Source organism: Pseudonocardia sp. EC080619-01 (genome assembly GCF_001420995.1).
Lineage (GTDB): Bacteria > Actinomycetota > Actinomycetes > Mycobacteriales > Pseudonocardiaceae > Pseudonocardia.
The window spans coordinates 3,555,889-3,577,769 of the sequence record NZ_CP012184.1 but is presented as its reverse complement, the minus strand read 5'-3'; the positions used below and the strand labels follow the sequence as shown (position 1 = coordinate 3,577,769).

General features: G+C 74.9%; 18 protein-coding genes and 1 pseudogene. 9 read left to right on the top strand and 10 right to left on the bottom strand.

The genetic code is table 11. The features are described 5' to 3' along the window. Positions 1-7: 7 nt before the first annotated feature. Positions 8-835, top strand: a complete 828-nt coding sequence (locus tag AD017_RS16710; RefSeq protein ID WP_010224819.1) for an inositol monophosphatase family protein — start codon at positions 8-10, stop codon at positions 833-835. Here the strand turns inward: AD017_RS16710 and AD017_RS16705 are convergent. Further along, positions 823-1,299: a DUF3592 domain-containing protein gene (locus tag AD017_RS16705; protein ID WP_010224817.1), complete on the bottom strand. Its 477-nt coding sequence runs from the start codon at positions 1,297-1,299 to the stop codon at positions 823-825. The two genes, AD017_RS16710 and AD017_RS16705, sit on opposite strands and share 13 nt — an antisense overlap. A 107-nt stretch (positions 1,300-1,406) precedes the next feature. Between AD017_RS16705 and AD017_RS16700 the strand changes: the two genes are divergently transcribed. Further along, positions 1,407-2,648, top strand: a complete 1,242-nt coding sequence (locus AD017_RS16700) for an isochorismate synthase MenF (protein ID WP_060574786.1) — start codon at positions 1,407-1,409, stop codon at positions 2,646-2,648. 6 nt (positions 2,649-2,654) lie between these two features. Here AD017_RS16700 and menD read toward each other — a convergent pair whose 3' ends face one another. Together menD and AD017_RS16690 are read right to left on the bottom strand one after the other, a co-directional pair. Then, complete coding sequence (gene menD, locus AD017_RS16695; protein ID WP_060574785.1) at positions 2,655-4,331, bottom strand: 2-succinyl-5-enolpyruvyl-6-hydroxy-3-cyclohexene-1-carboxylic-acid synthase; 1,677 nt, start codon at positions 4,329-4,331, stop codon at positions 2,655-2,657. A gap of 172 nt (positions 4,332-4,503) precedes the next feature. Beyond that, positions 4,504-5,226: a PIG-L deacetylase family protein gene (locus tag AD017_RS16690; RefSeq protein WP_010235899.1), complete on the bottom strand. Its 723-nt coding sequence runs from the start codon at positions 5,224-5,226 to the stop codon at positions 4,504-4,506. A 247-nt stretch (positions 5,227-5,473) separates the two neighbouring features. Here AD017_RS16690 and AD017_RS16685 point away from each other — a divergent pair, with 247 nt between their 5' ends. The 3 genes from AD017_RS16685 to AD017_RS16675 all read left to right on the top strand — a co-directional run bounded on the left by AD017_RS16685 (position 5,474) and on the right by AD017_RS16675 (position 9,250). Further along, positions 5,474-6,751 carry an MFS transporter gene (locus AD017_RS16685; RefSeq protein ID WP_202968981.1) on the top strand — a complete coding sequence of 426 codons (1,278 nt, stop codon included), beginning with the start codon at positions 5,474-5,476 and terminating at the stop codon, positions 6,749-6,751. Between the two features lie 84 nt (positions 6,752-6,835). Continuing rightward, entirely contained in the window at positions 6,836-7,570 is a 735-nt protein-coding gene (locus tag AD017_RS16680; protein WP_060574784.1) for a dienelactone hydrolase family protein, read from the top strand. A gap of 33 nt (positions 7,571-7,603) precedes the next feature. Then, on the top strand, positions 7,604-9,250 hold the full coding sequence (locus AD017_RS16675) for an ABC-F family ATP-binding cassette domain-containing protein (RefSeq protein ID WP_060574783.1): 1,647 nt from the start codon (positions 7,604-7,606) through the stop codon (positions 9,248-9,250). An 84-nt stretch (positions 9,251-9,334) separates the two neighbouring features. On the opposite strand, the gene AD017_RS16670 is transcribed toward AD017_RS16675, so the two are convergent. The 6 genes and pseudogenes from AD017_RS16670 to AD017_RS16645 form a co-directional block, all read right to left on the bottom strand. Continuing rightward, positions 9,335-9,652: an adhesin gene (locus tag AD017_RS16670; protein ID WP_029239766.1), complete on the bottom strand. Its 318-nt coding sequence runs from the start codon at positions 9,650-9,652 to the stop codon at positions 9,335-9,337. 205 nt (positions 9,653-9,857) lie between these two features. Then, positions 9,858-10,683 (bottom strand): annotated as a pseudogene (locus tag AD017_RS16665) (aldo/keto reductase). Positions 10,684-10,751: 68 nt separating this feature from the next. Beyond that, positions 10,752-11,597: a patatin-like phospholipase family protein gene (locus AD017_RS16660; protein WP_060574782.1), complete on the bottom strand. Its 846-nt coding sequence runs from the start codon at positions 11,595-11,597 to the stop codon at positions 10,752-10,754. Between the two features lie 6 nt (positions 11,598-11,603). Beyond that, complete coding sequence (locus tag AD017_RS16655) at positions 11,604-14,489, bottom strand: FAD-binding and (Fe-S)-binding domain-containing protein (RefSeq protein ID WP_060574781.1); 2,886 nt, start codon at positions 14,487-14,489, stop codon at positions 11,604-11,606. Positions 14,490-14,551: 62 nt separating this feature from the next. Beyond that, a complete protein-coding gene (locus AD017_RS16650) occupies positions 14,552-15,847 on the bottom strand; it encodes a hydroxyacid-oxoacid transhydrogenase (RefSeq protein ID WP_010231202.1) in 1,296 nt (431 codons plus the stop codon). 65 nt (positions 15,848-15,912) lie between these two features. Continuing rightward, positions 15,913-16,512, bottom strand: coding sequence for a hypothetical protein (locus AD017_RS16645; RefSeq protein ID WP_010231198.1), 600 nt, complete (start codon positions 16,510-16,512; stop codon positions 15,913-15,915). 128 nt (positions 16,513-16,640) lie between these two features. On the opposite strand from AD017_RS16645, the gene AD017_RS16640 reads away from it, so the two are divergent. Next, complete coding sequence (locus AD017_RS16640) at positions 16,641-17,543, top strand: 1,4-dihydroxy-2-naphthoyl-CoA synthase (RefSeq protein WP_010231195.1); 903 nt, start codon at positions 16,641-16,643, stop codon at positions 17,541-17,543. On the opposite strand, the gene AD017_RS16635 is transcribed toward AD017_RS16640, so the two are convergent. Next, positions 17,544-17,738 carry a hypothetical protein gene (locus AD017_RS16635; RefSeq protein WP_060574780.1) on the bottom strand — a complete coding sequence of 65 codons (195 nt, stop codon included), beginning with the start codon at positions 17,736-17,738 and terminating at the stop codon, positions 17,544-17,546. Between the two features lie 174 nt (positions 17,739-17,912). Between AD017_RS16635 and menE the strand changes: the two genes are divergently transcribed. From menE to AD017_RS16620, 3 genes are all read left to right on the top strand, one after another. Beyond that, positions 17,913-19,088 carry an o-succinylbenzoate--CoA ligase gene (gene menE, locus AD017_RS16630; RefSeq protein WP_349675470.1) on the top strand — a complete coding sequence of 392 codons (1,176 nt, stop codon included), beginning with the start codon at positions 17,913-17,915 and terminating at the stop codon, positions 19,086-19,088. Positions 19,089-19,348: 260 nt separating this feature from the next. Continuing rightward, on the top strand, positions 19,349-20,914 hold the full coding sequence (locus AD017_RS16625; RefSeq protein ID WP_060574779.1) for a hypothetical protein: 1,566 nt from the start codon (positions 19,349-19,351) through the stop codon (positions 20,912-20,914). An 88-nt stretch (positions 20,915-21,002) separates the two neighbouring features. Next, positions 21,003-21,875, top strand: a complete 873-nt coding sequence (locus tag AD017_RS16620; RefSeq protein ID WP_060574778.1) for a 1,4-dihydroxy-2-naphthoate polyprenyltransferase — start codon at positions 21,003-21,005, stop codon at positions 21,873-21,875. Positions 21,876-21,881 lie beyond the last annotated feature (6 nt).

Genomic DNA, 21,881 nt, shown 5'->3' with positions numbered 1-21,881 from the left:
GGTGCGCATGACGGCCGTCCCGCAGACCACCCGACCCGTGCGCCCGGTGGACCCGGCGCTGCTCTCCCGCGCCCTGGAGACGGCCGGGCGGCTGGCGAACGACGCCGCCGAGGTGATCACCGCGACGCTCGGCCGCGAGCACGGCGGACCGCCGGAGGCCACCGCCAAGGCGAACCCGTTCGACTGGGTCACCGACACCGACCGGACGCTGGAGCGGCACACCCGCCGCGTCCTGGCGGCCGAGTTCCCCGGCTGCCCGGTCGTCGGCGAGGAGTACGGCGCCGACCGGGGCGCGGCGGAGGCGCCGATGCGGTGGGTGGTGGACCCGGTCGACGGCACCGCGAACTACGTGGCCGGGCTCCCGTGGTGCGCGTACAGCCTGGCCCTGGTCGACGGCGACGGCCCGGCCGTCGGCGTCGTCGCCGATCCGGGCCGCGGGCAGATCTACGCGGCCGCCCGCGGTCGCGGGTTCCGGGCGAACGGCAAGCCGGTCCCCCCGGCCCGGCCGGCCAGGCTGGCCGGCTCACTGGTGTGTGCGGAGGACCCGGACCCGGCCTTCGTCGACCGTGCCCGCGCCGCGCACGCCGGCGTCCGGGTGCTCGGGTCGGCCGCCCTGGCGATCACCCAGGTGGCGCTGGGCAACGCCGTCGCCGCGGTACTCACCCGCTACCACGAGTGGGACGTGGCGGGGGCGCTGTGCCTGGCCGCGGAGTCCGGCGCGATGGTGCTGGGCCGCGACGGGCGGTCCGCCCCGATGCCGGCGGACGGGCTGCTCGTCGTCGCGCCGGAGGTGGCGGCGGAGACGTGCGCGCTCTGGCGCGGTCAGGACCGCTGATCGCGGCGGCGCCGCAGCGTCACCCAGGCCGGGCCGACCACGACCCAGATCGCGGCGAGCGCGCCGGCCGCCGGCAGGATGCCGTCGACCGCGGACCGGCCGGCGACGCGGACCCGGGTGGGCTCCGCGATGTCGTACTCGACGTAGATGTTCTCGCCGGGCGTGAGACCGACCGGGTAGGCGATCCCGGCCCCGGGGGTCTGCAGGCGCCCCTCGGCGTCGACGAACCGGACCACCGAGCGCCAGTAGCCGGAGCCGTCGAGGACGGTGGCCGCCGTGGTGGCGCCGTGCGAGGAGATCCGGATGTCGGTGAGGAACGCCCCACCGAGCGCGATCAGCACCAGCAGCGTCAGGGTGATCCCGACACCCGCGACGATCTCCGGCACCCGGTAGCGCACCCGGGCCATGAAGCGGCCCGCAGCGGCCCGGGTCTCGGTCAGCACGTCGCCGGTCGGACTGGTCACGACACCCGATTCTAGGGAGCCGCCCACCGGGCCACGGCCACCCGGGTGTGTCGGGTGCCTCGCCCCGCCGCCCCGCACCGCCGCGGTCCGTTGCCTACCCTCGGGGTGTGACTGTCGCACCGGCCGGCACCGCGTTGCGGGTCCGCACCCGCCCGCTCCGGCTCGACGGGCCGCTGCTGGACGTGCTGCCCCGAGGTGCGGGCGCGCTGTCCTGGGTGCGTGGCGACGAGGGCATCGTCGGGTGGGGCGAGGCCGCCCGGTTCACCGCGTCCGGTCCCGGGCGGTTCGCCGAGGCCGACCGCTGGTGGCGCTCGGTCGTGGCCGACCTGGAGGTCGACGACGACGTCCGGCTGCCCGGCACCGGCGCCGTCGCCTTCACCTCCTTCACCTTCGATCCGGCCTCCGCCGGGTCGGTGCTGGTGGTGCCGCGGGTCGTCGTCGGCCGCCGCGGGCACCGGGCGTGGGTCACCGAGATCTCCACGGACGACGAGCCGCCCGGCGCGGCGCTGCCCGTCCCCGCGCCGGTCCGGCCCGGCGGGCGGCTGCACTTCGCCGACGGCGACGTCCCGGCCCACCGCTACCGCGGCGCGGTCGGCGAGGCCGTGCGCCGGATGCGGGCGGGTGAACTGGACAAGGTCGTGCTCGCCCACGACCTGCTCGCGCACGCCGACGCGGACCTCGACACGCGCTTCCTCCTGGGCGGGCTCGCCCGACGGTTCCCGACGTGCTGGACGTTCGCCGTCGACGGCCTGGTCGGCGCCACCCCGGAGCTGCTGCTGCGGCTCGACGGGCCGACCGTGGAGTCGCGGGTGCTGGCCGGGACGATGTGGCCCTCCGGCGACGGGACCGATGTGGACAGCGCGCTCGCCGGGTCCGCGAAGGACCGCCGCGAGCACGCCTACGCGGTCGACTCCCTCGCCGCGTCGCTGCGGCCGCTGGTGACCGACCTGCGGGTGCCGGACGGCCCGTCCGTCCTGACCCTGCCCAACGTGTCCCACCTGGCGAGCGACGTCACCGCCCGGCTCGACGCGGCGCGCCCCGCCTCCCTGCTGACGCTGCTCGGTGCGGTGCACCCGACCGCGGCCGTCGGCGGGACCCCGACCCCGGACGCGACCGCGCTGATCACGGAGATCGAGGGGCTCGACCGCGGCCGCTACGCCGGCCCGGTCGGCTACGTCGACGCCGACGGCGGCGGGGAGACCGGCATCGCGCTGCGCTGCGCCGAGCTGCGCGGCCGGACGGCGCGGTTGTTCGCCGGGTGCGGGATCGTCGCCGACTCCGATCCCGACGCGGAGGTGCGCGAGGCCGCCGCCAAGATGCGCGCCGTCCGGGAGGCGCTGGAGGGCTGAGCGCACTCAGCCCAGTGCCGCGCCCACGGCCTCGCGGAGGGCGGCGTGCGCGTCGCGCAGACCGGCCCGCGGCACCCGGACACGGACCAGGCGGCGCCCGGAGCCGGGCCGTGCGGTCAGCTCGGCCGGGTCACCGGACCAGTCGGCCGCGTCCCAGCCCGCGGCGCGGGCCAGCCCGACGAGATCGACCCCGGTCGGGGTGCCGAAGATCCGCTCGAAGGCGTGCGCGTGTTCCGCGCCGCCCTGCTCGAGCAGGTGGAAGATGCCGCCGCCGTCGTCGTCGAGGACGACCGCGGTGAGGTCCGGGCAGGGCTCGTCCGGGCCGATGACCAGGCCCGTCGTGTCGTGCACCAGGGTGAGGTCACCGAGCAGCAGCGCGGTCGGGCCGTCGTGCGCCAGCGCGGCGCCGACGGCGGTCGACACCGTCCCGTCGATCCCCGCGACGCCCCGGTTCGCGCGCACCGTCAGCCCGGACCGGGGGGTGGCGGCGAGCGCGACGTCGCGGACCGGGTTCGACGAGCCGAGGACGAGCTGCCCGCCGTCGCGCTGCGCGGCGACGACCTGACGGGCCAGGCGCAGGCCGGGCGCACCGTCGGCGGTGCCGTCGTCGAGGGCGGTGTCGAGGGCCTTGGCCGCGGCCCGGTCGGCGTCGCCCCACGCCCACGTCCAGTCGTCGGGCGGGGTGAGGGCGGGCAGCGCGCCGACGGCCCGGACCGTGCCGGACACGTCGGTCCAGCCGACGCCGTCCTGACCGGGGTCGGCGTACACCGCGATGCCGGGGTCCGCGAGCACGGCGGACACCGCGCGGTGCAGCGTCGGACGGCCCAGGACGACCACCTGCGTCGGCCGCAGCTCCGGCCGGTCGATCAGCCAGGGGCCGGTGCGCAGGGCGTGCGGCCACCACGGCGACGACGGCTCGGCCACCAGCGGGGCGCCACCGAGCAGGCCGGGATCGGCGGCCGGGCCGCCGGTACCGGCGATCACGAGGGTCCGGGCGGCGGGGTCCAGCGGCAGTGGCGGCGCCGTCCGCACCGGCCGGGTCACCGCGGTCCAGGCCGCTCCGGCGGCGCGGCCGGCGGGGACGCCGGGCCCGAGGAGGTCCTGCGCACCGGGCGTCGCGGCCGGGCCCTCGGGCACCAGCGGCTCGGCGTAGGGCAGGTCCAGGTGCACCGGGCCGGGGGCACCGGCCCCGGTCCCGGTCGCCGCCGCCAGCGCGCGCGCCACCGACGACCGCCAGCGCCGCGCCTCCGTGTCGGTCACCACGTCGGGCACGGCGAGCGAGCCGGACCAGCGCACGGTCGGCCCGAACAGGGCGGACTGCGCGATCGTCTGGCTGGCACCGGTCCCGACGAGCTCGGGCGGCCGGTCCGCGGTGAGCGCGATCAGCGGCACCCCGGCGTGGGCGGCCTCGAGCACGGCGGGATGCAGGTTCGCGACGGCCGTCCCCGAGGTGACGACGACCGGCACCGGACGCCCGGAGGCCAGCGCCAGGCCGAGTGCGAGGAAGCCCGCCGTCCGCTCGTCGATCCGGACGTGCAGCCGGATCAGCCCGAGCGCCTCGGCCCGGGCCAGCGCGAACGCCGGCGGCGCGTTGCGGGAGCCCGGGCAGAGCACAGCGTCGGTGACGCCGGCGCGGATCAGCTCGTCCACGAGGACGCGAGCCTGGGCGGTGGAGCCGTTCACGCAATCAACCCTCGGTAGCCGTGGTGGGGGCCGGGCGGGCGGCGAGACGCACGCTCCGGAGACCCGCCGCCGGTCGTGCGGTCCGGCGCTCGGGAGGCGCGACCGCGACCGGCCGGTATCGACGGTACCCCGTACGGCGGGGCCTCCACCTGTGACGCCCGTCGTCGGCGGCTCAGACCTCCAGGTACTCGAAGGTCGTCGCCGCGCTCGCGCCGGGGAGCCGGGTCGCGACCCCGGCCGCCCACTCCCGCAGGACCCCGCTGCCCGCCATGTCGCCGTCCAGTGCCGCCAGGTACGCCCGGTGCGCCTCCAGCGAGGCGACGGCCGCGTCGAGGTGCCCGGAGATGTCGACCGCGTGCCGCGCGCGGGGCGACGCCGCGACCGCGACCCCGCGCACGCCGTCCCACCGCTCGCCCGCCTCCGGGAACAGCCACCGGTTCGCCGCGTCCCGGACGGCGTCGATGACGGCCCGGCCGACGGCGACGTGATCGGCGTGGTTGGGCGCGGCGCCGTCGGCGTCCCACGACTCCCGGTGGTTCCCGGTGACGACGAGCTGCGGCCGGTGCCTGCGGATCGCCGCGGCGATGTCGCGGCGCAGCGCGACCGAGTACTCGACCAGGCCGTCGGGATGGTCGAGGAACTCGACGACGTCGACGCCGACGGCCGCGCACGCCGCCCGCTGCTCGGCCTCGCGGACGGGGGCGCACGCGTCGGGGGCGAGGGTGTCGATCCCCGCCTCACCGCGGGTGACCAGCAGGTAGGTGACCCGCCTGCCCTGCGACGTCCAGCGGGCGACGGCGCCGGAACCGCCGTACTCCATGTCGTCCGGATGGGCGACGACGACCAGCACGCGGTCGGCGTCCTCGGGCAGCGGCAGGTAGTCGTCGTCGGACATGGGTCCAGTGTGGCGGTGACCGTCGGCCCGGTGTGGCCGCAGCACGTCGGATGCCGGGTCCTGGTGTGGTGGGAACCGGTGTATCCGTCACCCGGACGAACTACGGTGACGCCACCGACAGCCAGTCTCACGATGGGGAGAGACCGTGTCCGACACGCAGTCCGGTGCCACCGCACCGGGAACCGGGACGACGCCGACGGAGCCCGGCCGGCCACGCACGCCGATCGGCCGCGTGGTCGCGGCGAGCATGCTCGGCACGACGGTCGAGTGGTACGACTACTTCCTCTACGGCGTCGCCGCGGCGCTGGTCTTCCCGCAGGTGTTCTTCCCGGACTCCGACGGCGCCACCGGCCTGCTGCTCTCGCTCGGCACGTTCGCCGTCGGGTTCATCGCGCGCCCGCTGGGCGGCCTGGTGTTCGGCCACTACGGCGACAAGATCGGCCGCAAGAAGCTGCTGGTCATCTCGCTGCTCATGATGGGCCTGTCGACGTTCGCGATCGGCCTGCTGCCGGGCTACGCCACGATCGGCATCGCCGCGCCGGCGCTGCTGGTGCTGCTGCGCCTGATCCAGGGCTTCGCACTGGGCGGCGAGTGGGGCGGCGCCGTCCTGATCGTGTCCGAGCACGGGAAGCCCGAGCACCGGGGGTTCTGGGCGAGCTGGCCGCAGGCCGGCGCGCCCGCCGGGCAGCTGCTCGCCAACGGCCTGCTCGCGGTGATGGCGCTGGTGCAGTCCGAGGAGGCCTTCCAGGCCTGGGGCTGGCGGATCCCGTTCCTGCTGTCCGCCGTGCTGGTGCTGATCGGCCTGTACGTCCGGCTCGCCGTCGAGGAGTCCCCGGTGTTCCGGGAGGCGCAGGCGAAGGCAGCCGCGCGGGCCGCGGCCGGCGAGAAGGAGACGATGCCGATCGTCGACGTGTTCCGGCAGTACCCGCGCGAGGTGCTGACCGCGATGGGCGCCCGGTTCGCCGAGAACGTCTCCTACTACATCTTCACGATCGTCATCTCCACCTACGCGACCCGTCAGCTCGACCTGCCGTCGTCGTTCGTGCTGGGGGCGGTGCTGATCGGTGCGGCCGTGCACCTGGTGACCACCCCGATGTGGGGCGCGATCTCCGACCGGGTCGGGCGCAAGCCGGTGTACCTGGTCGGTGCGGTCGGCGTCGGTGTCTGGGCGTTCGCGTTCTTCTACCTCCTCGACACGCGGAACTTCGCGCTCACCGCGATCGCGGTGACGGTCGGCCTGGTGCTGCACGGCGCGATGTACGGACCGCAGGCGGCGTTCCTGTCCGAGCTGTTCGGCACGAAGGTCCGCTACTCGGGGGTGTCCATCGGCTACCAGCTGGCCTCGGTGTTCGCCGGCGGTCTCGCCCCGGTGATCGCGGTCGCACTGCTGACCGCGACCGGCACCGGCTTCTCGATCGCCGTCTACATCGCGGCCAGCTCGGTGGTGACGATCGTCGCCGTGGCGCTCTACTCGGAGACCCGGACCCGCCGCCTCGACGCCGACGATGCGCTGACGGAGCGCTGACGCGGCACTGATCCTCACCGAGCGCGGCGGCTCCGCCGGGCGTAGAACGGGCACCGACCCGACCACCGTCCCCGGAGCCGCCCCGTGCCGCGTACCGACCTGACGATCCCCACCCCCGACGGCGACGCCCGTGCCAGCCTGCACACCCCGGACGGCGACGGCCCCTGGCCCGGGGTCGTGCTCTACGTCGACGCGGGCGGGGTCCGGAAGGCCATGCACGACATGGCCGCCCACCTCGCCGTCCTCGGCTACGCGGTGCTGCTGCCCGACGTCTACCACCGGCACGGCGACTGGGCGCCCTTCGACATGAGCACCGTGTTCACCGACGACGACGAGCGCGCCCGGCTGATGGGGATGGTCTCCTCGCTGGAGCCGCGGATGGTCGCCGTCGACGCGGAGGCCTGGGTGACGGCGCTGCTCGACCGCCCCGAGGTCGCCGGCCCCCGGGTCGGCGTCACCGGGTACTGCATGGGCGGCGTGATGGCGCTGCGGACGGCCGGCACGCAGCCCGAGCGGGTGGCCGCGGCGGCGTCGTTCCACGGCGGGAACCTCGCCACCGACGACCCGGCCAGCGTGCACCGGCTCGCCGACCGGATCCGCGCCACCGTGTACGTCGCGGGCGCCACCGACGACCGCTCGTTCCCCGAGGAGCAGCGGCAGCGGCTGGAGGAGGCCCTGTCCGGCGCCGGTGTCGGCCACACGGTGGAGACCTATCCGGCGGCGCACGGGTTCGCCGTTCCCGACACTCCCGCCCACGACGACGCTGCCGAGCAGCGGCACTGGGAGGCCCTGCACCGCCTGTTCGGCGGCGCACTCTGACGGGAGCGGCCGCGGGGTAACGTTCCGCCCGAGATGAGCGCGACCCTGCACGTGACGGGCCTGGCCGCGGGCCACGGCGATCACCCCCTGTTCTCCGGGCTGGACCTCGTCGTCGCACCGGGCGACGTCGTCGGCCTGGTCGGCGCGAACGGCGCCGGGAAGTCGACCCTGCTGTCGCTGCTCGCCGGGGAACGGGAGCCCGACGCCGGAAAGCTGACGCTCGCCCCGCCGGACGCCACGGTCGGGCACCTGCCACAGGAGCCCGACCGGCGGCCCGGCGAGACGGTGGCCGGCTTCCTCGCCCGGCGCACCGGCGTGGCCGCGGCACAGTCCACGATGGACACCGCGGCCGAGGACCTGGCGTCCGGCGCCCCGGGTGCCGACGACCGGTACGCCGGCGCGCTGGACCGCTGGCTCGCCCTCGGCGGGGCCGACCTCGACGAGCGGGCCGGCGACGCGCTGCGCGAGGTCGGGCTCGGCGTCGGGACCGGCGCGCCGATGACCGGGCTGTCCGGCGGGCAGGCGGCGCGGGCGAACCTCGCCGCGCTGCTGCTGTCCCGCTACGACCTCCTGCTGCTCGACGAGCCCACCAACGATCTGGACCTCGACGGGCTGGACCGACTGGAGCGGTTCGTCACCGGCCTCGCCCGCCAGGGCACCCCGACCGTCCTGGTCAGCCACGACCGCGAGTTCCTGGCCCGCACGGTGAACCGGATCGTCGAGCTCGACCTCGCCCAGCAGCAGGTCCGGATCCACGACGGCGGACACGAGGCCTACCTCGCCGAACGCGAGATCGCGCGCCGGCACGCACGCGAGGACTACGACGAGTACGCCGACAAGCTGGGCGCACTCCGGCAGCGGGCCGTGATGCAACGGAACTGGATGGCCCAGGGCGTCCGGAACGCGCGCCGCAAGACCAAGGACCCGGACAAGAACGTGCGCGCCCTGCGCGCCGAGTCCAGCGAGAAGCAGGCCGCGAAGGCCCGCCAGACCGAGCGGGCGATCGAGCGGCTGGAGGTCGTCGAGGAGCCCCGCAAGGAGTGGGAGCTGCGGATGACGATCGCGGCCGCGCCCCGGTCCGGGACGGTCGTCGCGCGGGCGGACGCGGCCGTCGTGCGCCGCGGGGACTTCGTGCTCGGCCCGGTGACGCTCCAGCTGGAGTGGGCGAACCGGGTCGTCGTCACCGGCGCGAACGGCGCCGGGAAGTCGACGCTCCTCGGGCTGCTGCTCGGCCGGATCGCACCGGACACCGGCGCCGCCGGGCCGGGATCGGGGGTGGTCGTCGGGGAGATCGACCAGGCCCGCGGCGCGTTCCTCGGCGAGCAGACGCTGCTGCGGGCGTTCGGGGAGGAGGTGCCCGACTGGCCCGAGTCCGAGGTGCGGACGCTGCTGGCCAAGTACGCGCTCACCGCCGACCAGGTGCTGCGGACCGCGGCGTCGCTGTCACCGGGTGAGCGGACCCGGGCCGGGCTGGCGCTGCTGCAGGCCCGCGGGGTGAACCTGCTCGTGCTCGACGAGCCGACCAACCACCTCGACCTGCCCGCGATCGAGCAGCTGGAGCAGGCGCTCGACGCGTTCACCGGGACGGTCCTGCTGGTCACGCACGACCGGCGGATGCTGGACACGGTCCGCGCGACCCGTCGCTGGGAGCTGCGGGACGGAGCGGTCACCGAGCTCTGACCCCGCTACGAACCGGGGAGCCCCGGACCGGTGTCGCCGGTCCGGGGCTCCCCGGTTCGAGTGCGGAAGAGGGGTGGGCGGGGGTCAGGCCTGCTCGGGCTCGGCGGCGTCGGACTGCGCGACGATGGCGAAGCGCAGCTCCTCCTCACCGCCCTCCGTCGTCACCGGCTGCACGTCGAGCACCTTGTCGTCCAGCAGCTGGGCCGCGGTGGGCTCCAGGAAGACGGTGATGCCCTCGCCGCGCAGGACGGTGTCCTGGTCGTCGGCCGTCTGCGCCAGCGCGAGCTCCAGGCCCTGCGCGGGGTCCGGCGCGGTGATGCGCAGGCCGCCGTCGTCGGGCAGCTCGGCGTCGGTGCTCAGGGTCTTGATCGCCTCGGCGGCGTTCTCGGTGATCGCCAACATCGACCCCACCGTACGGACGGCGGTGTGCACGTCCACCGGTGTCCCCCCGTCCCGATCACGTTCGGGTGGCGACGGCCCCGTGTCCACCGGGAATGCGCGGGGTGAGCTACGTCACCCACCCCGGCGACCGGCCCCGCGCACGAGAGCGGCCCGGCGTCCACCGTGGGACGCCGGGCCGCCGGTACCGCGAGCGGGTGGCGCGGACTCAGCCGAAGTCGTCGGGGTCCGGGCCGATCCGCTTGCCGGTGTGCAGCTTCTCGATCGACGCGATGTCGTCGTCGGTCAGGGAGAAGTCGAAGATCTCGAAGTTCTCCTTGATCCGGCCCGGGTCGTTCGACTTCGGGAACACGATGTTCCCGAGCTGGATGTGCCAGCGGAGCACGACCTGCGCGGCGGACTTGCCGTACTTCCGGGCGAGCTCGGCGAGCTCCGGGGCGTCGAGCAGGCCCTTGCCCTGGCCGATCGGGCTCCACGCCTCGGTCGCGATGCCGTGCTGCCGGTGGTAGTCGCGCAGCTCGCGCTGGACCAGGTGCGGGTGGAACTCGATCTGGTTGATCGCCGGCACCGTCGAGGTCTCGGCCGCGAGCCGGTCCAGGTGCGGGACCTGGAAGTTGGAGACGCCGATCGACCGGGCCTTGCCCGGCCTTCCTCGCGTCCTCGAAGCCCTGCCAGGTCTCGACGTAGCGGTCCTCCTGCGGCTTCGGCCAGTGGATCAGGTAGAGATCGACGTGGTCGAGGCCGAGCTTGGTGAGGCTGTCGTCGAGGCGCTCGACGGCCGAGCCGCGGCCGTGGCCGTCGTTGTTCAGCTTCGTGGTGATCCAGAGCTCGTCGCGCGGGACGCCCGCGTCGGCGATCCCCTTCCCGACGCCCTCCTCGTTGCCGTACATCTGCGCGGTGTCGATGTGCCGGTAGCCCACGTCCAGGGCCGCCTTGACCTTCTCCGCGGTGTCGCCGGGCTCGATCTGGAAGACGCCGAAGCCGAGCTGCGGGATCTCCCGGCCGTCGTTGAGCGTGATCGTGGGAGTAGCCATGACTCCGGTCTACCCGCGCCTGCGCGCGCACATGCCCCACCGTGGGATGTGCCTCGACGGGGAATAGCTCAGCCCCACACCCGGGCGATCTCTGCTGCGACGCCGGCCGCCTGCGCCCGCCCGGCCCGGGCCGCGGCCGGCCGCCGTGCCGGGTCGAGCACGTTGCGGCCGAACGCGCGCCGGGCGCGGCGGTCCGGCTCGACGCAGGCGACCCGCCCGAGCGCGCCGAGCGCCTCGGCCTGCACCCGCGGGGCGACGGCCGACCCGAGCCCGCCGGTCAGCGGGGCGAGCACGACGACGCGGCCGTACCCGGCGGCGAGGTCGGCGTTGGCCATGGACCGCACCCCGCCGTCGATCCAGCGGGTTCCGGCGGCCGTCACCGGTGGCCAGACGCCGGGGACCGCGCAGCTGGCGGCGACCGCGGTGGCGAGCGGGACGCCGTCGTCGCGGGTGAAGACCCGGAGGTCGCCGGTGTACGCGTCCACCGCGGTGATCCACAGGTCACGGCCGGACGGCCAGCCGGCGTCGCCGAGCCGGGACCCGATCGCGGCGAGTCGCTCGGCCTCCCCGACGGTGTCGGCGGCCAGCGCCATCCGGCCGATCCGGGCGCGGACCCGGCGGGCGTCCCGCGGGCCCGCCAGCGCGGCCACCCCGTACCGGACGGCGAGACGCAGCCCGAGGTTCGCCGCGATCTCGCCCGACGGCGGCGCGAGCTGGGTCTCCAGCAACGCCTGCGGGTCCCGTCCGGCGGCGAGGTTCGCTCCGACCGCCGACCCCGCCGACGTCCCGACGACGAGATCGGCCCCGGTCAGGTCGATCCCGTCCGCCGCCAGACCCGCGACCAGCCCGTACATCCAGGCGATCCCGGTGATCCCGCCACCGCCGAGGACCAGTGCCCGCCGCTCGTCGCCCATCCGCTGTCAGCCCCGCAGCGCCCGGGCGGCGATCTGGGCGAGGTGCACCGGCTCCCGCTCCCCGGCCTGCCGGACCTGGGTACGGCAGGAGTAGCCGTCGGCGAGCAGGTCCACCGCGCCGTCGGCGGCCCGGACCGCGGGGAGCAGCGCACGCTCGGCACAGGCCATCGAGACGTCGTAGTGCCCGTCCTCGAAGCCGAAGTTGCCGGCCAGGCCGCAGCAGCCGGAGTCGAGCACGGTCGCGTCCACCCCGAGCGCCGCCAGCACCGCGCGGTCCGGTTCGCTGCCCAGCTCGGCGTGCTGGTGGCAGTGGATCTGCACCAGCGCCGCGCCGTTGCCCTCCCCCGCGACGGCGGCGAGCTCGTCGGCGTGCCGGTTCAGCAACTCCGCGAACGTCGACACCTGCTGCTCGAGGACCGTGACCCGCGGCTCGTCGGGCAGCAGCTCCGCCGCGTCGGACCGCAGGGCGGCGGTGCACGACGGCTCCAGTCCGACGACCGGGATCCCCGCGTCGAGCGCCGGGCCGATCGCCCGCAGGCTGCGCGCCAGCACCCGGCGGGCGGCGGTGACCTGGCCGGTCGAGGTCCAGGTCAGGCCGCAGCACACGTTCCTGGGCGGCAGCTCGACCCGGTACCCGAGCCCGGTGAGGACGGCGACGGCGTCCGCCGCGATCTCCGGGTCGAAGTGGTCGGTGAAGGTGTCGGTCCACAGCAGCAGCGGGCCGCGGCTTCCCGGGGCGATCCCGAGGTCCGGGACCCGCGACATCGGCAGGCCGCGTGCGGCCTGCGCGGTGTAGGTCTCGCGGGCGATCGGCGGGATGGCCCGGCGGGCGTCGATCCCGCCCGCCTTCTTCGCGACCGTCGCCAGCAGCGGCACCTGCGCGAGCCGGTTCAGCCCGTCGACGGCGGCCGCCGGGAGCGCCCCCACCATCCGCAGCCAGCGCGGCAGCGCGCCCATCGAGTAGTGCGTGCGCGGCCGGAGCCTGCGGTGGTAGCGGTTGGCGAGGAACTCGGTCTTGTACGACGCCATGTCCACACCGACCGGACAGTCGGACTTGCAGCCCTTGCAGGACAGGCAGAGGTCGAGCGACTCGGCGACCTCGTCGGACTGCCAGCCGTCGGTGATGATCTCGCCGTTCGCCATCTCGAACAGCAGCCGCGCGCGTCCGCGGGTGGAGTGCTTCTCCTCCTTGGTGACGTTCCAGCTCGGGCACATCACCCCGGAGCCGGTGTCGATCGCGCACTTGCCGACACCCAGGCAGCGCCGGGTGGCCCGGTGGAACGAGCCGCGGTCGTGCCCGAAGGCCAGCTTCGGCTCGTCGGGCATGGTCGGCATGCCGAGCTGGACGCGCAGGTTCTCGTCCATCGTCGCCGGGCGCACGACGCGGCCGGGGTTCATCCGGTCGTCCGGGTCCCAGACCGCCTTGAACCGCTCGAAGCCGGTGATGATCTGCGGCGGGTACATGCGCGGCAGCAGCTCGGCGCGGGCCTGCCCGTCGCCGTGCTCACCCGAGAGCGACCCACCGTGCGCGACGACGACGTCCGCCGCATCGGTCATGAAAGCCCGGAAGTTCGCGATCCCCGGCTTCGTCAGCAGGTCGAAGTCGATCCGGACGTGCAGGCAGCCGTCGCCGAAGTGGCCGTAGTAGATGCCCGTGCGGCCGTGCCGCTCCAGCACCTTGTCGAACTCGCGCAGGTAGGCACCGAACTTCTCCGGCGGGACGGCGGCGTCCTCCCAGCCCGGCCATGCCTCGCCGCCGTCGGGCGAGCGGGTCACCAGACCGGCACCCTCCTCGCGGACCCGCCACAGCGCGGCCATCTGCTTCGGCTCGGAGACCACGACGGCGCCGGTGGTGTAGGGCTTCATCGCGGACGCGACGGCGTGCGCGGCGGCCTCGGCGGCCGCCCGGTCCTCGCCGCCCGTCTCGACGTAGAGCCAGCCCTTGCCCTCCGGCAGCATCCGCGAGGTCGTCTCGTCGGGGCGCAGCGCACGCAGCGACGCGATCAGGCCGGCGTCCATCCCCTCGATGGTCAGCGGGGAGTGCTCGCGGACGATCATCACGTTGTCGGCGGCGTGGTAGGCGTCGGGGAAGCCCAGCACGGCCAGCGCCCGCGCGGGCGGCGACTCGACCAGGTCCACCGTCGCGGCGAGGATCGTGGCGCAGGTGCCCTCGGTCCCGACCAGTGCCTTCGCCAGGTTCACGTTCCCGGGGACGAGCTGGTCGAGGTTGTAGCCCGACACCCGGCGGGTCAGCTCCGGGACGTGGTTCGCCACGTCGGTCGCCATCTCGGCGCCCAGCGCACGCAGCGCGTCCGGGATCGCGCCGGTCTCGGTGCCGTCCGGGCCGAGGGTGATCCGCTCCCCGCGGTAGGTCAGGACGTCCAGCGAGCGGACGTTGTCGACCGTCTTGCCCCAGGCCACCGAGTGCGAGCCGCAGGCGTTGTTGCCGATCATCCCGCCGATCGAGCAGCGGTTGTGCGTCGACGGGTCCGGCCCGAACGTCAGCCCGTGCGGCTTCCCGGCGTCGCGGACGGCGTCGCACACCGCACCGGGCTGGACCGTCGCGGTCCGCGCGTCCGGGTCGACCGACAGGATCGAGTCCATGTGGGTGCGGAAGTCGAGCGCGACCGCGGTGTTCACCGCCTGACCGGCGATCGAGGTCCGTGATCCGACCGGCATGACGGGCACGTCGTGGGCGCGGCAGACCGCCATCGCCGCCTCGACGTCGGCCGCGTCGCGCGGAGCGATCACGCCGATCGGGACACCCCGGTAGTTCGACGCGTCGGCCGACCACATGGCGCGGCTGCCGGCGTCGAACCGGACCTCACCGCCGACGGCGGCACGCAGCTCGTTCTCCAGGGCGCGGTACGCGGTGGTGGTCGCGGTACTCACAGCACTCCTCTCGGCAGGCCGGGACGCGACGACGCTACCCCGGCCTGCCGGAGGTCACCGGCTCACCAGTTCTCGACCGACTTCGTGAGGATGTCGGCGATGTCGTCCTCGGTGGGGGTGCGCGGGCACGTCGCGAGGAGCCGCTGCTGCTTCATCGTCCCGGGCACCAGGTCCGGCACGTCCGACTCGGTGTACCCGACGCCGCCGATCCCGTTGGGGATGCCGATGTCGCGCATCAGGTCGATCAGCACCGACGGCAGCTGCTCACGCTGGTCGTTCAGCCGGTCCGCGCGCGGGGCCATCAGCTCGGCCGCCTTGAGGTGCCGGTCCGGTGCGGAGTCGAAGGAGAACCGGAACGCCTCCGGCGCGGTCAGCGACACCGACATGCCGTGCGGCACCATCGGCTCGTCCTGCGGGTAGCCGGCCGGCGTGAAGTCCTTGACCATCCCGGCGATCGGGTAGGCGTTGGCGTGCGGGATGTGCACGCCGGAGTTGCCGAACCCCATCCCGGCGAACGTCGCCGCCATCATCATGTTCGAGCGGGCCTCCAGGTCGTCGGCGCCGCGGTGCACGGCGTCCCGGAAGGACTGTGCGAGCAGCGTCATCGACTTCTCGCACCAGAGGTCCGAGACCGGGTTCGAGCCGCAGTAGGTGACCCGCTCCTCGGGCTTCTTCCGGTCGAACGTCGTGTACCAGCGCGCCGTGTAGGACTCCAGCGCGTGGCAGACGATGTCCATCCCGGACGCGGCGGTGACCTCCGGCGGCAGCGACATCGTGACCAGCGGGTCGATCACGGCCAGGGTCGGGCGCAGCCGCCAGTGGCTGATCCCGGTCTTGACCTTCATCGACAGGATGTCCAGCACGCACATCGCGGTGGACTCCGAGCCGGTACCGGCCGTCGTCGGGACGGCGATCAGCGGCTTGAGCGGGCCCTCGGGCACCTTCGCGTTGCCGATCGGCTTGTTGATGAAGTCCATCAGCTCGCCGGGGCCGCTGGTCAGCAGGTTGATCGCCTTGGCGGTGTCGATCGCGGACCCGCCGCCGACGGCGACGAAGCCGTCCCACGGGCCCTGGGCGCGGGCGTACTCGGTGGCCTTGACCATCGAGTCGTCGGTCGGCTCGACGTGGACGCCGTCGAAGATCTCGGAACCGATGCCGTAGCGCTGCAGGGACTCGGCGATGCGCTCGGGGATGCCGAGCAGGCGCACACCGGGGTCGGTCACGATGAGGACCCGGCCCGCCCCGTAGCCGGTCATCTCGAAACCGATCTCGTCGATCGAGCCGGCACCGAACTTCAGGGGCGGCGCGCCCCAGGTGAAGATCGTCTCCTCGGTGAGGTCGACATTCGGGATCGTCATGGACGCGTCCTCCAGGGTCCGACACGGCAACGGGTGGAACTCCGCGGCCGAGTCTGCCCCGTCGATCAGGAGATGCGCATCCCTTCACGGTCGCCGGTCCCCGCCGGGACCGGCCGGGCCCACTCGACGAGCCCGGCGCCCAGCCCGGTCAGCAGCATCGCGACCACGCCGGTCGGCCAGAAGATGTGCGAGGTCTGGAACGGGATCGCCGCACCGATCAGCAGCACCGCCCCCGGCAGGACCGCCCACCCGGCCCGGCGGAACAGCAGCCCCGCCACGCAGACCGTCGCGACCAGGTACGACGCCGTCCCGATGTAGGAGAGCCGGTCGCCGAGCGCGATCAGCTCGATGATCGACTGCTGCCCGCGGCCCTCGGTCTCCAGCACCAGCCCGGCCGCGATCCCGGCCAGGCAGTCGAGCGCGGTGTAGAAGCACCCGAACAGGTACGCCCCGATCTTCCCGATCCAGGCGACCGGCCCGGTCTCCTGGCGCAGCAGCACCCACAGCGCCACGCCGAGCAGCGGGAACACCGGGACCAGCGGGACGTGCGCGGTCCACCACTCGTTCGCCGTCGTCAGGTCGAGCCCGCGCGGGTGGTGGTAGCCGGCGAGCGCGAGCAGCAGGCCGGGGAGGGCGACGAGGACGATCATCAGCGTGCGGCGCACGGCGGAACTCCGTTGCTCGGGATCGGGCGGCCCTCGCAGACTCGCAGCGTGCCCGCCACCCCGCGCGACGAGCGGGCGCCGAGGGCGCGGCCTGCTGGAGCCGGAGCGCGGACTCTAGGCTGCCGATCATGCCCGTCTCCGAGACCTTCGATCCCGACGCCTGGCGGCCGGTGGAGGGGTTCTCCTTCACCGACATCACCTACCACCGTGCGGTGGCCACCGGGGCGGTGCGGATCGCGTTCGACCGGCCCGAGGTCCTCAACGCGTTCCGCCCCGGCACCGTCGACGAGCTGTTCACCGCCCTGGAGCACGCCCGGACCAGCGCCGACGTCGGCGCCGTGCTGCTGACCGGGAACGGGCCCTCCCCCAAGGACGGCAAGCGCGCCTTCTGCTCCGGCGGGGACCAGCGCATCCGCGGCCGCACCGGCTACCAGTACGCCGACGGCGACACCGCCGACACCGTGCAGGCCGGGCGGGCGGGGCGGCTGCACATCCTGGAGTGCCAGCGCCTGATCCGGTTCATGCCCAAGGTCGTCATCGCCGTGGTCAACGGCTGGGCCGCCGGTGGCGGGCACTCGCTGCACGCGGTCGCCGACCTGACCCTGGCCTCGGCCGAGCACGCCCGGTTCAAGCAGACCGACGCCGACGTCGGCTCGTTCGACGGCGGCTACGGCTCGGCGTACCTGGCCAAGCAGGTCGGGCAGAAGTTCGCCCGGGAGATCTTCTTCCTGGGCCGGACCTACTCGGCCGAGCAGATGCACCGGATGGGCGCGGTCAACGAGGTCGTCCCGCACGCCGAGCTGGAGACCACCGCGCTGCAGTGGGCCAGTGAGATCAACGGCAAGTCCCCGACCGCGCAGCGGATGCTGAAGTACGCGTTCAACCTCGCCGACGACGGCCTGGTCGGCCAGCAGCTGTTCGCCGGAGAGGCGACCCGGCTGGCGTACATGACCGACGAGGCGGTCGAGGGCCGGGACTCGTTCCTGCAGAAGCGGGACCCGGACTGGTCACCGTTCCCCTGGCACTACTGATCACTCCGCCGACGGGCGCGGGTGCGGCACCGGTGCCGGCCGCGCGGCCGCCGGGGCGGCGGGCACCGGGCTGAGGAACGCCAGTGCGGCCAGCTCGCCGGCGGCGGCGCGGTGCCCGGTCGCGGCCGGCCTGCGGCAACGCAGGGAACGCGGGCTGCCGGTCGGGGACGAGCCGGCGGGTGCGCTGTGCGACATGGGGAGCTCCTTCGACCTCCGCGGAGCGGGACGTGGTGCCGCCGCTCTCGTCCGGCCTGTCGTGCGGGAGCGGCGGTCCGTTGCAGCTCCCCTACCTCATTCGTCACATCTGATGAAGGCTCCGTTCGGACGCCACCGACGGTCGCGATCGTCACGGTGGCAGGCTGGTCCCCCATGGACGTGCGTGTGGTCGGGGTGGACGGATCGTCCGAGTCGGTGACGCGCCTGGCCGCGGCGCTGCGCTCCGCGCTCGACGGCGCCGGGCCCGCGGTCCTGCCGGTGCGGGCGGCGCCGGGCGGCGAGCCGCCGCTGCCGGAGCCGGTCGCCAGGGCCGTCGCCGCGGAGGCGCTGCCGGACGGGCTCGCCGCCGTCGTCGCCACCTCGGGATCGACCGGGGAACCCAAGCACGTCGCGCTGACCGGTGACGCGCTACGCGCCTCCGCCGCCGCCACCCACGACCGCCTCGGCGGGCCGGGGGCCTGGTTGCTCGCGCTACCTGCCGAGCACGTCGCGGGACTGCAGGTGGTCTCGCGGGCCCTGCTGGCCGGGACGGCGTGCGTGGTGCAGGACGTCCGCGAGGGATTCCGGCCCGCCGGGTTCGCCCGGGCCACCGGCCGGATGCGGCACGGCGACCGCCGCTACACGAGCCTCGTCCCGACCCAGCTGGGCCGCGTCCTCGACCACGGCTCCGCCCCGCTGTACGCGCTCGCCGGCTACGACGCCGTGCTGGTCGGCGGGGCCGCGCTCGATCCCGCCCTGCGGGCCCGGGCCGAGGCGGCCGGGATCCGGGTGGTCGCCACCTACGGGATGAGCGAGACCTGCGGCGGGTCGGTCTACGACGGTGCCGCACTGGAGGGTGTGTCGGTGACGATCGAGCCCGGTTCCGGACGGGTGGTGCTCGGCGGGGCGGTCGTCGCCGCCGGCTACCTCGGCGCGCCGGACGCCACCGCCGCGTCGTTCGGGCCGGAAGGGTTCCGCACCGGCGATCTCGGCGAGCTCGGTCCCGACGGGCGGCTGACCGTGCTCGGCCGGGCGGACGACGTGATCAACACCGGCGGCGAGAAGGTCGCCCCGGCGGCCGTCGAGCGGGCGTTGCTGGCGCTGCCCGGGGTGGGCGGCGCCTGCGTGGTGGGGCTCCCGGACGCGGAGTGGGGCCAGGTCGTGGCCGCGCTGGTGGTGACCACCGACGACGGTGCTCCGCCGGACTCCGCGCTGCAGGACGCCGTGCGTGCGTCGTGCGGCCGGGCCGCGGTCCCGCGGACGATCCGCCGCGCCGCGGCCGTCCCGGAGCGGGGGATCGGGAAGCCCGACCGGGCCGCCGTCGCCAGGCTGTTCGCCCCGGCGAGCTGACCGGGCCGTCGTCCGCCCGGTCCGATCACCCACCGGAATCACCGGTCGCGGAGCGCGACCGAACGCGCCGCGCCGGGTGGAGAGAGAGCCACCCGGTCCAGTGAAACGGACGTACACACCTTGGAGTTGGTTAACGCAGCGTGCGTTGCGCCCCGCCTGTACATCGAGTGTGCTTCAGCCACTGACGACACACGGTCCACAGGGATCACCGGAATCACGGTCGTCACACGAGTCACACGATGCAGCGGGGGTTTGTCGACATGCGCAGGATCACGCGGACCGGGCTGCGGGGTGTCGGTCTGCTCGCCGCCACCGGCGCGCTCTGTGCGGTCGCCGTGGTGCCCGCCGTCGCGGCGGAGCCCGGGGCGAGCTGGCAGCCGGAGCTGTCAGGGGGCAGCGGTCCCGGCGTCGTCGTCGACGACGGCGGCGCCCGGTTCGACCGGGCGACGGCGGTCGGTGCACCGGCCGACGAGAGCAGCGACGCCGAGGCGTCGGCCGACCCGGTCGGCGTCGTGCCGACCGGGCTGCTGACCCTCGAACCGCACACTCTCGACGCCCCCACCCGCGAGGTCGGGTCCACCCTGGTCGCGGACACCCCGCCCGGGTCGTCCGCGACGATGGACGTCCGCGGGCGCAAGCCCGGCGGCGGCTGGACCGAGTGGATCCCGGCCGAGGGCGACCGCGCGGAGCTCCCGGAGACCGTCCGCGAGGTGCAGGGCAGGCTCGTGCTCAGCTCCACCGGGACGGCGTCGCCGTCGGTGCGGGAGGTGACGCTCACGGCCGAGCCCGCCACCGAGTCCGAGGCCGACGCCGAGTCCGGTCCGCAGGCCGAGGCCGCGCCGCGCAGCTACTCGGTGTTCGCGACCCGCGAGGGCCTCGAGGGCGGCACGACGGCCAACGGCCACAAGATCGCGCCGCGGGACCGCTTCGTCGCGCTGCCCTCCCGCCGGGCGCTGTCGGCCAACGGCAAGACCGACTACTCGGTGAAGGTGTGCGCGCCGAACGGCAGGTGCGCCATCGCGCCGGTCTGGGACATCGGGCCGTGGAACACCAAGGACGACTACTGGAACCCCTCGAACGAGCGCCAGATGTGGAAGGACCTGCCGCAGGGCCTCCCGCAGGCCGCCGCCGCCTTCCACGACGGCCACAACGGCGGCAAGGACCAGTTCGACCGCAAGCCCGCCAACCCGGCCGGGATCGACCTCGGCGACGGGATCTTCTGGGACGTCCTCGGGCTGAAGGACAACTCGCAGGTCCAGGTCGACTACCTGTGGACGGGCTCGCAGCGGCTGTCCGCGGTCGAGACCGAGGGCGCGCCGGACGTGCAGATCCTCGCCCGGCCCGAGGCCGGTGCGGAGTCCGTCGGGATCGCCGTCGACGCGACCGAGGTGCCGGTGCAGTGCACCGAGGGCGACTTCGTGCGGATCGGGGACGAGCAGTACCTGCCGTCGTCGGCGTTCGCGCAGCTCCCGGGTGACGTGCCGGGCTGCGCCGCGGCCCCCGCCGGGCCCGGTGCCGTACCCGGCCCCGCGGACGACGACGCCGCGGCGGCCCCGACCACCCCCGGTACCGCTCCGGCCGACGAGCCGGAGACGCCGGGCACCGCCCCGGCCACCCCGTCGAGCCCCTCCTCGGACACCCCGGACCCGGCCACCCCGTCCGGGACCGCGACGGGCGGGACCTCCACCACGCCGGACGCCGGCGGGGAGCCGGGTGACGAACCGGTCGACGGCCCGGACGACGGCTCGGTGCCCGACGGTGACCGCCAGGCCGCCGCGGGGACCGTCCCCGGGTCGGCCCAGCGGGGGCCCTCGGGCGCGCGCTGACCCCGCCGTCGCCGGCCGGTGGCCGGGTTCACCCCGCACCGGCCGCGCTCCGGCGTCGGCCGGAACCGGATCGGGATAGATTCGCCCCGTGGCCACGACGGCAGAGTGGATCGAGGGAGCGCGCCCGCGCACCCTGCCCACCGCGATCTCCCCCGTACTCGTCGGGACCGGTGCCGCGATCGGCGCCGGTGCCGTGGCCCCGGGAGCAGCACTGCTCGCCCTGGTCGTGGCGGTCGCGCTGGTGATCGGGGTCAACTTCGCGAACGACTACTCCGACGGCATCCGCGGCACCGACGACGACCGCGTCGGCCCCCAGCGGCTCGTCGGCTCCCGCGCGGCGGAGCCGGCCACCGTCAAGGCGGCCGCGTTCGCCTGCTTCGGGGTCGCCGCGCTCGCCGGGCTCGCGCTCACCGCGGTGTCCGGCCAGTGGTGGCTGATCGCCGTCGGCGCGCTGTGCATCGTCGGGGCCTGGTTCTACACGGGCGGCACCCGGCCCTACGGCTACGCCGGGCTCGGCGAGATCGCGGTCTTCGTCTTCTTCGGACCGGTCGCGGTGCTGGGGACGGCGTTCACCCAGGCCGGCACGGTCGACGCCGCCACCGTCGGGGCCTCGGCCGGTGCGGGCCTGCTGACCTGCGCGGTGCTCGTCGCGAACAACCTGCGTGACATCCCGGGCGACCGGATCGCGGGCAAGCGGACCCTCGCCGTCCGGCTGGGCGACCGCGGCACGCGGCTGCTCTACGTGCTGACGGCGCTGGTGCCCTTCGTGATCGCGGTCGGGGCGGCGTTCGACCGGCCCGGCCTGGTCGTCGCGCTGCTCGCGCTGCCCGCGGCGGTCCGGCCGGTGCGCACGGTGCTCGGCGGCGCGGACGGGCCGGCGTTGATCCCGGTGCTGCGCGACACCGGCCTGCTGCTGCTGGCCTGGGCGGTCGCCGTCGCGGTGGGCCTGGCGATCGGCTGACCGTCC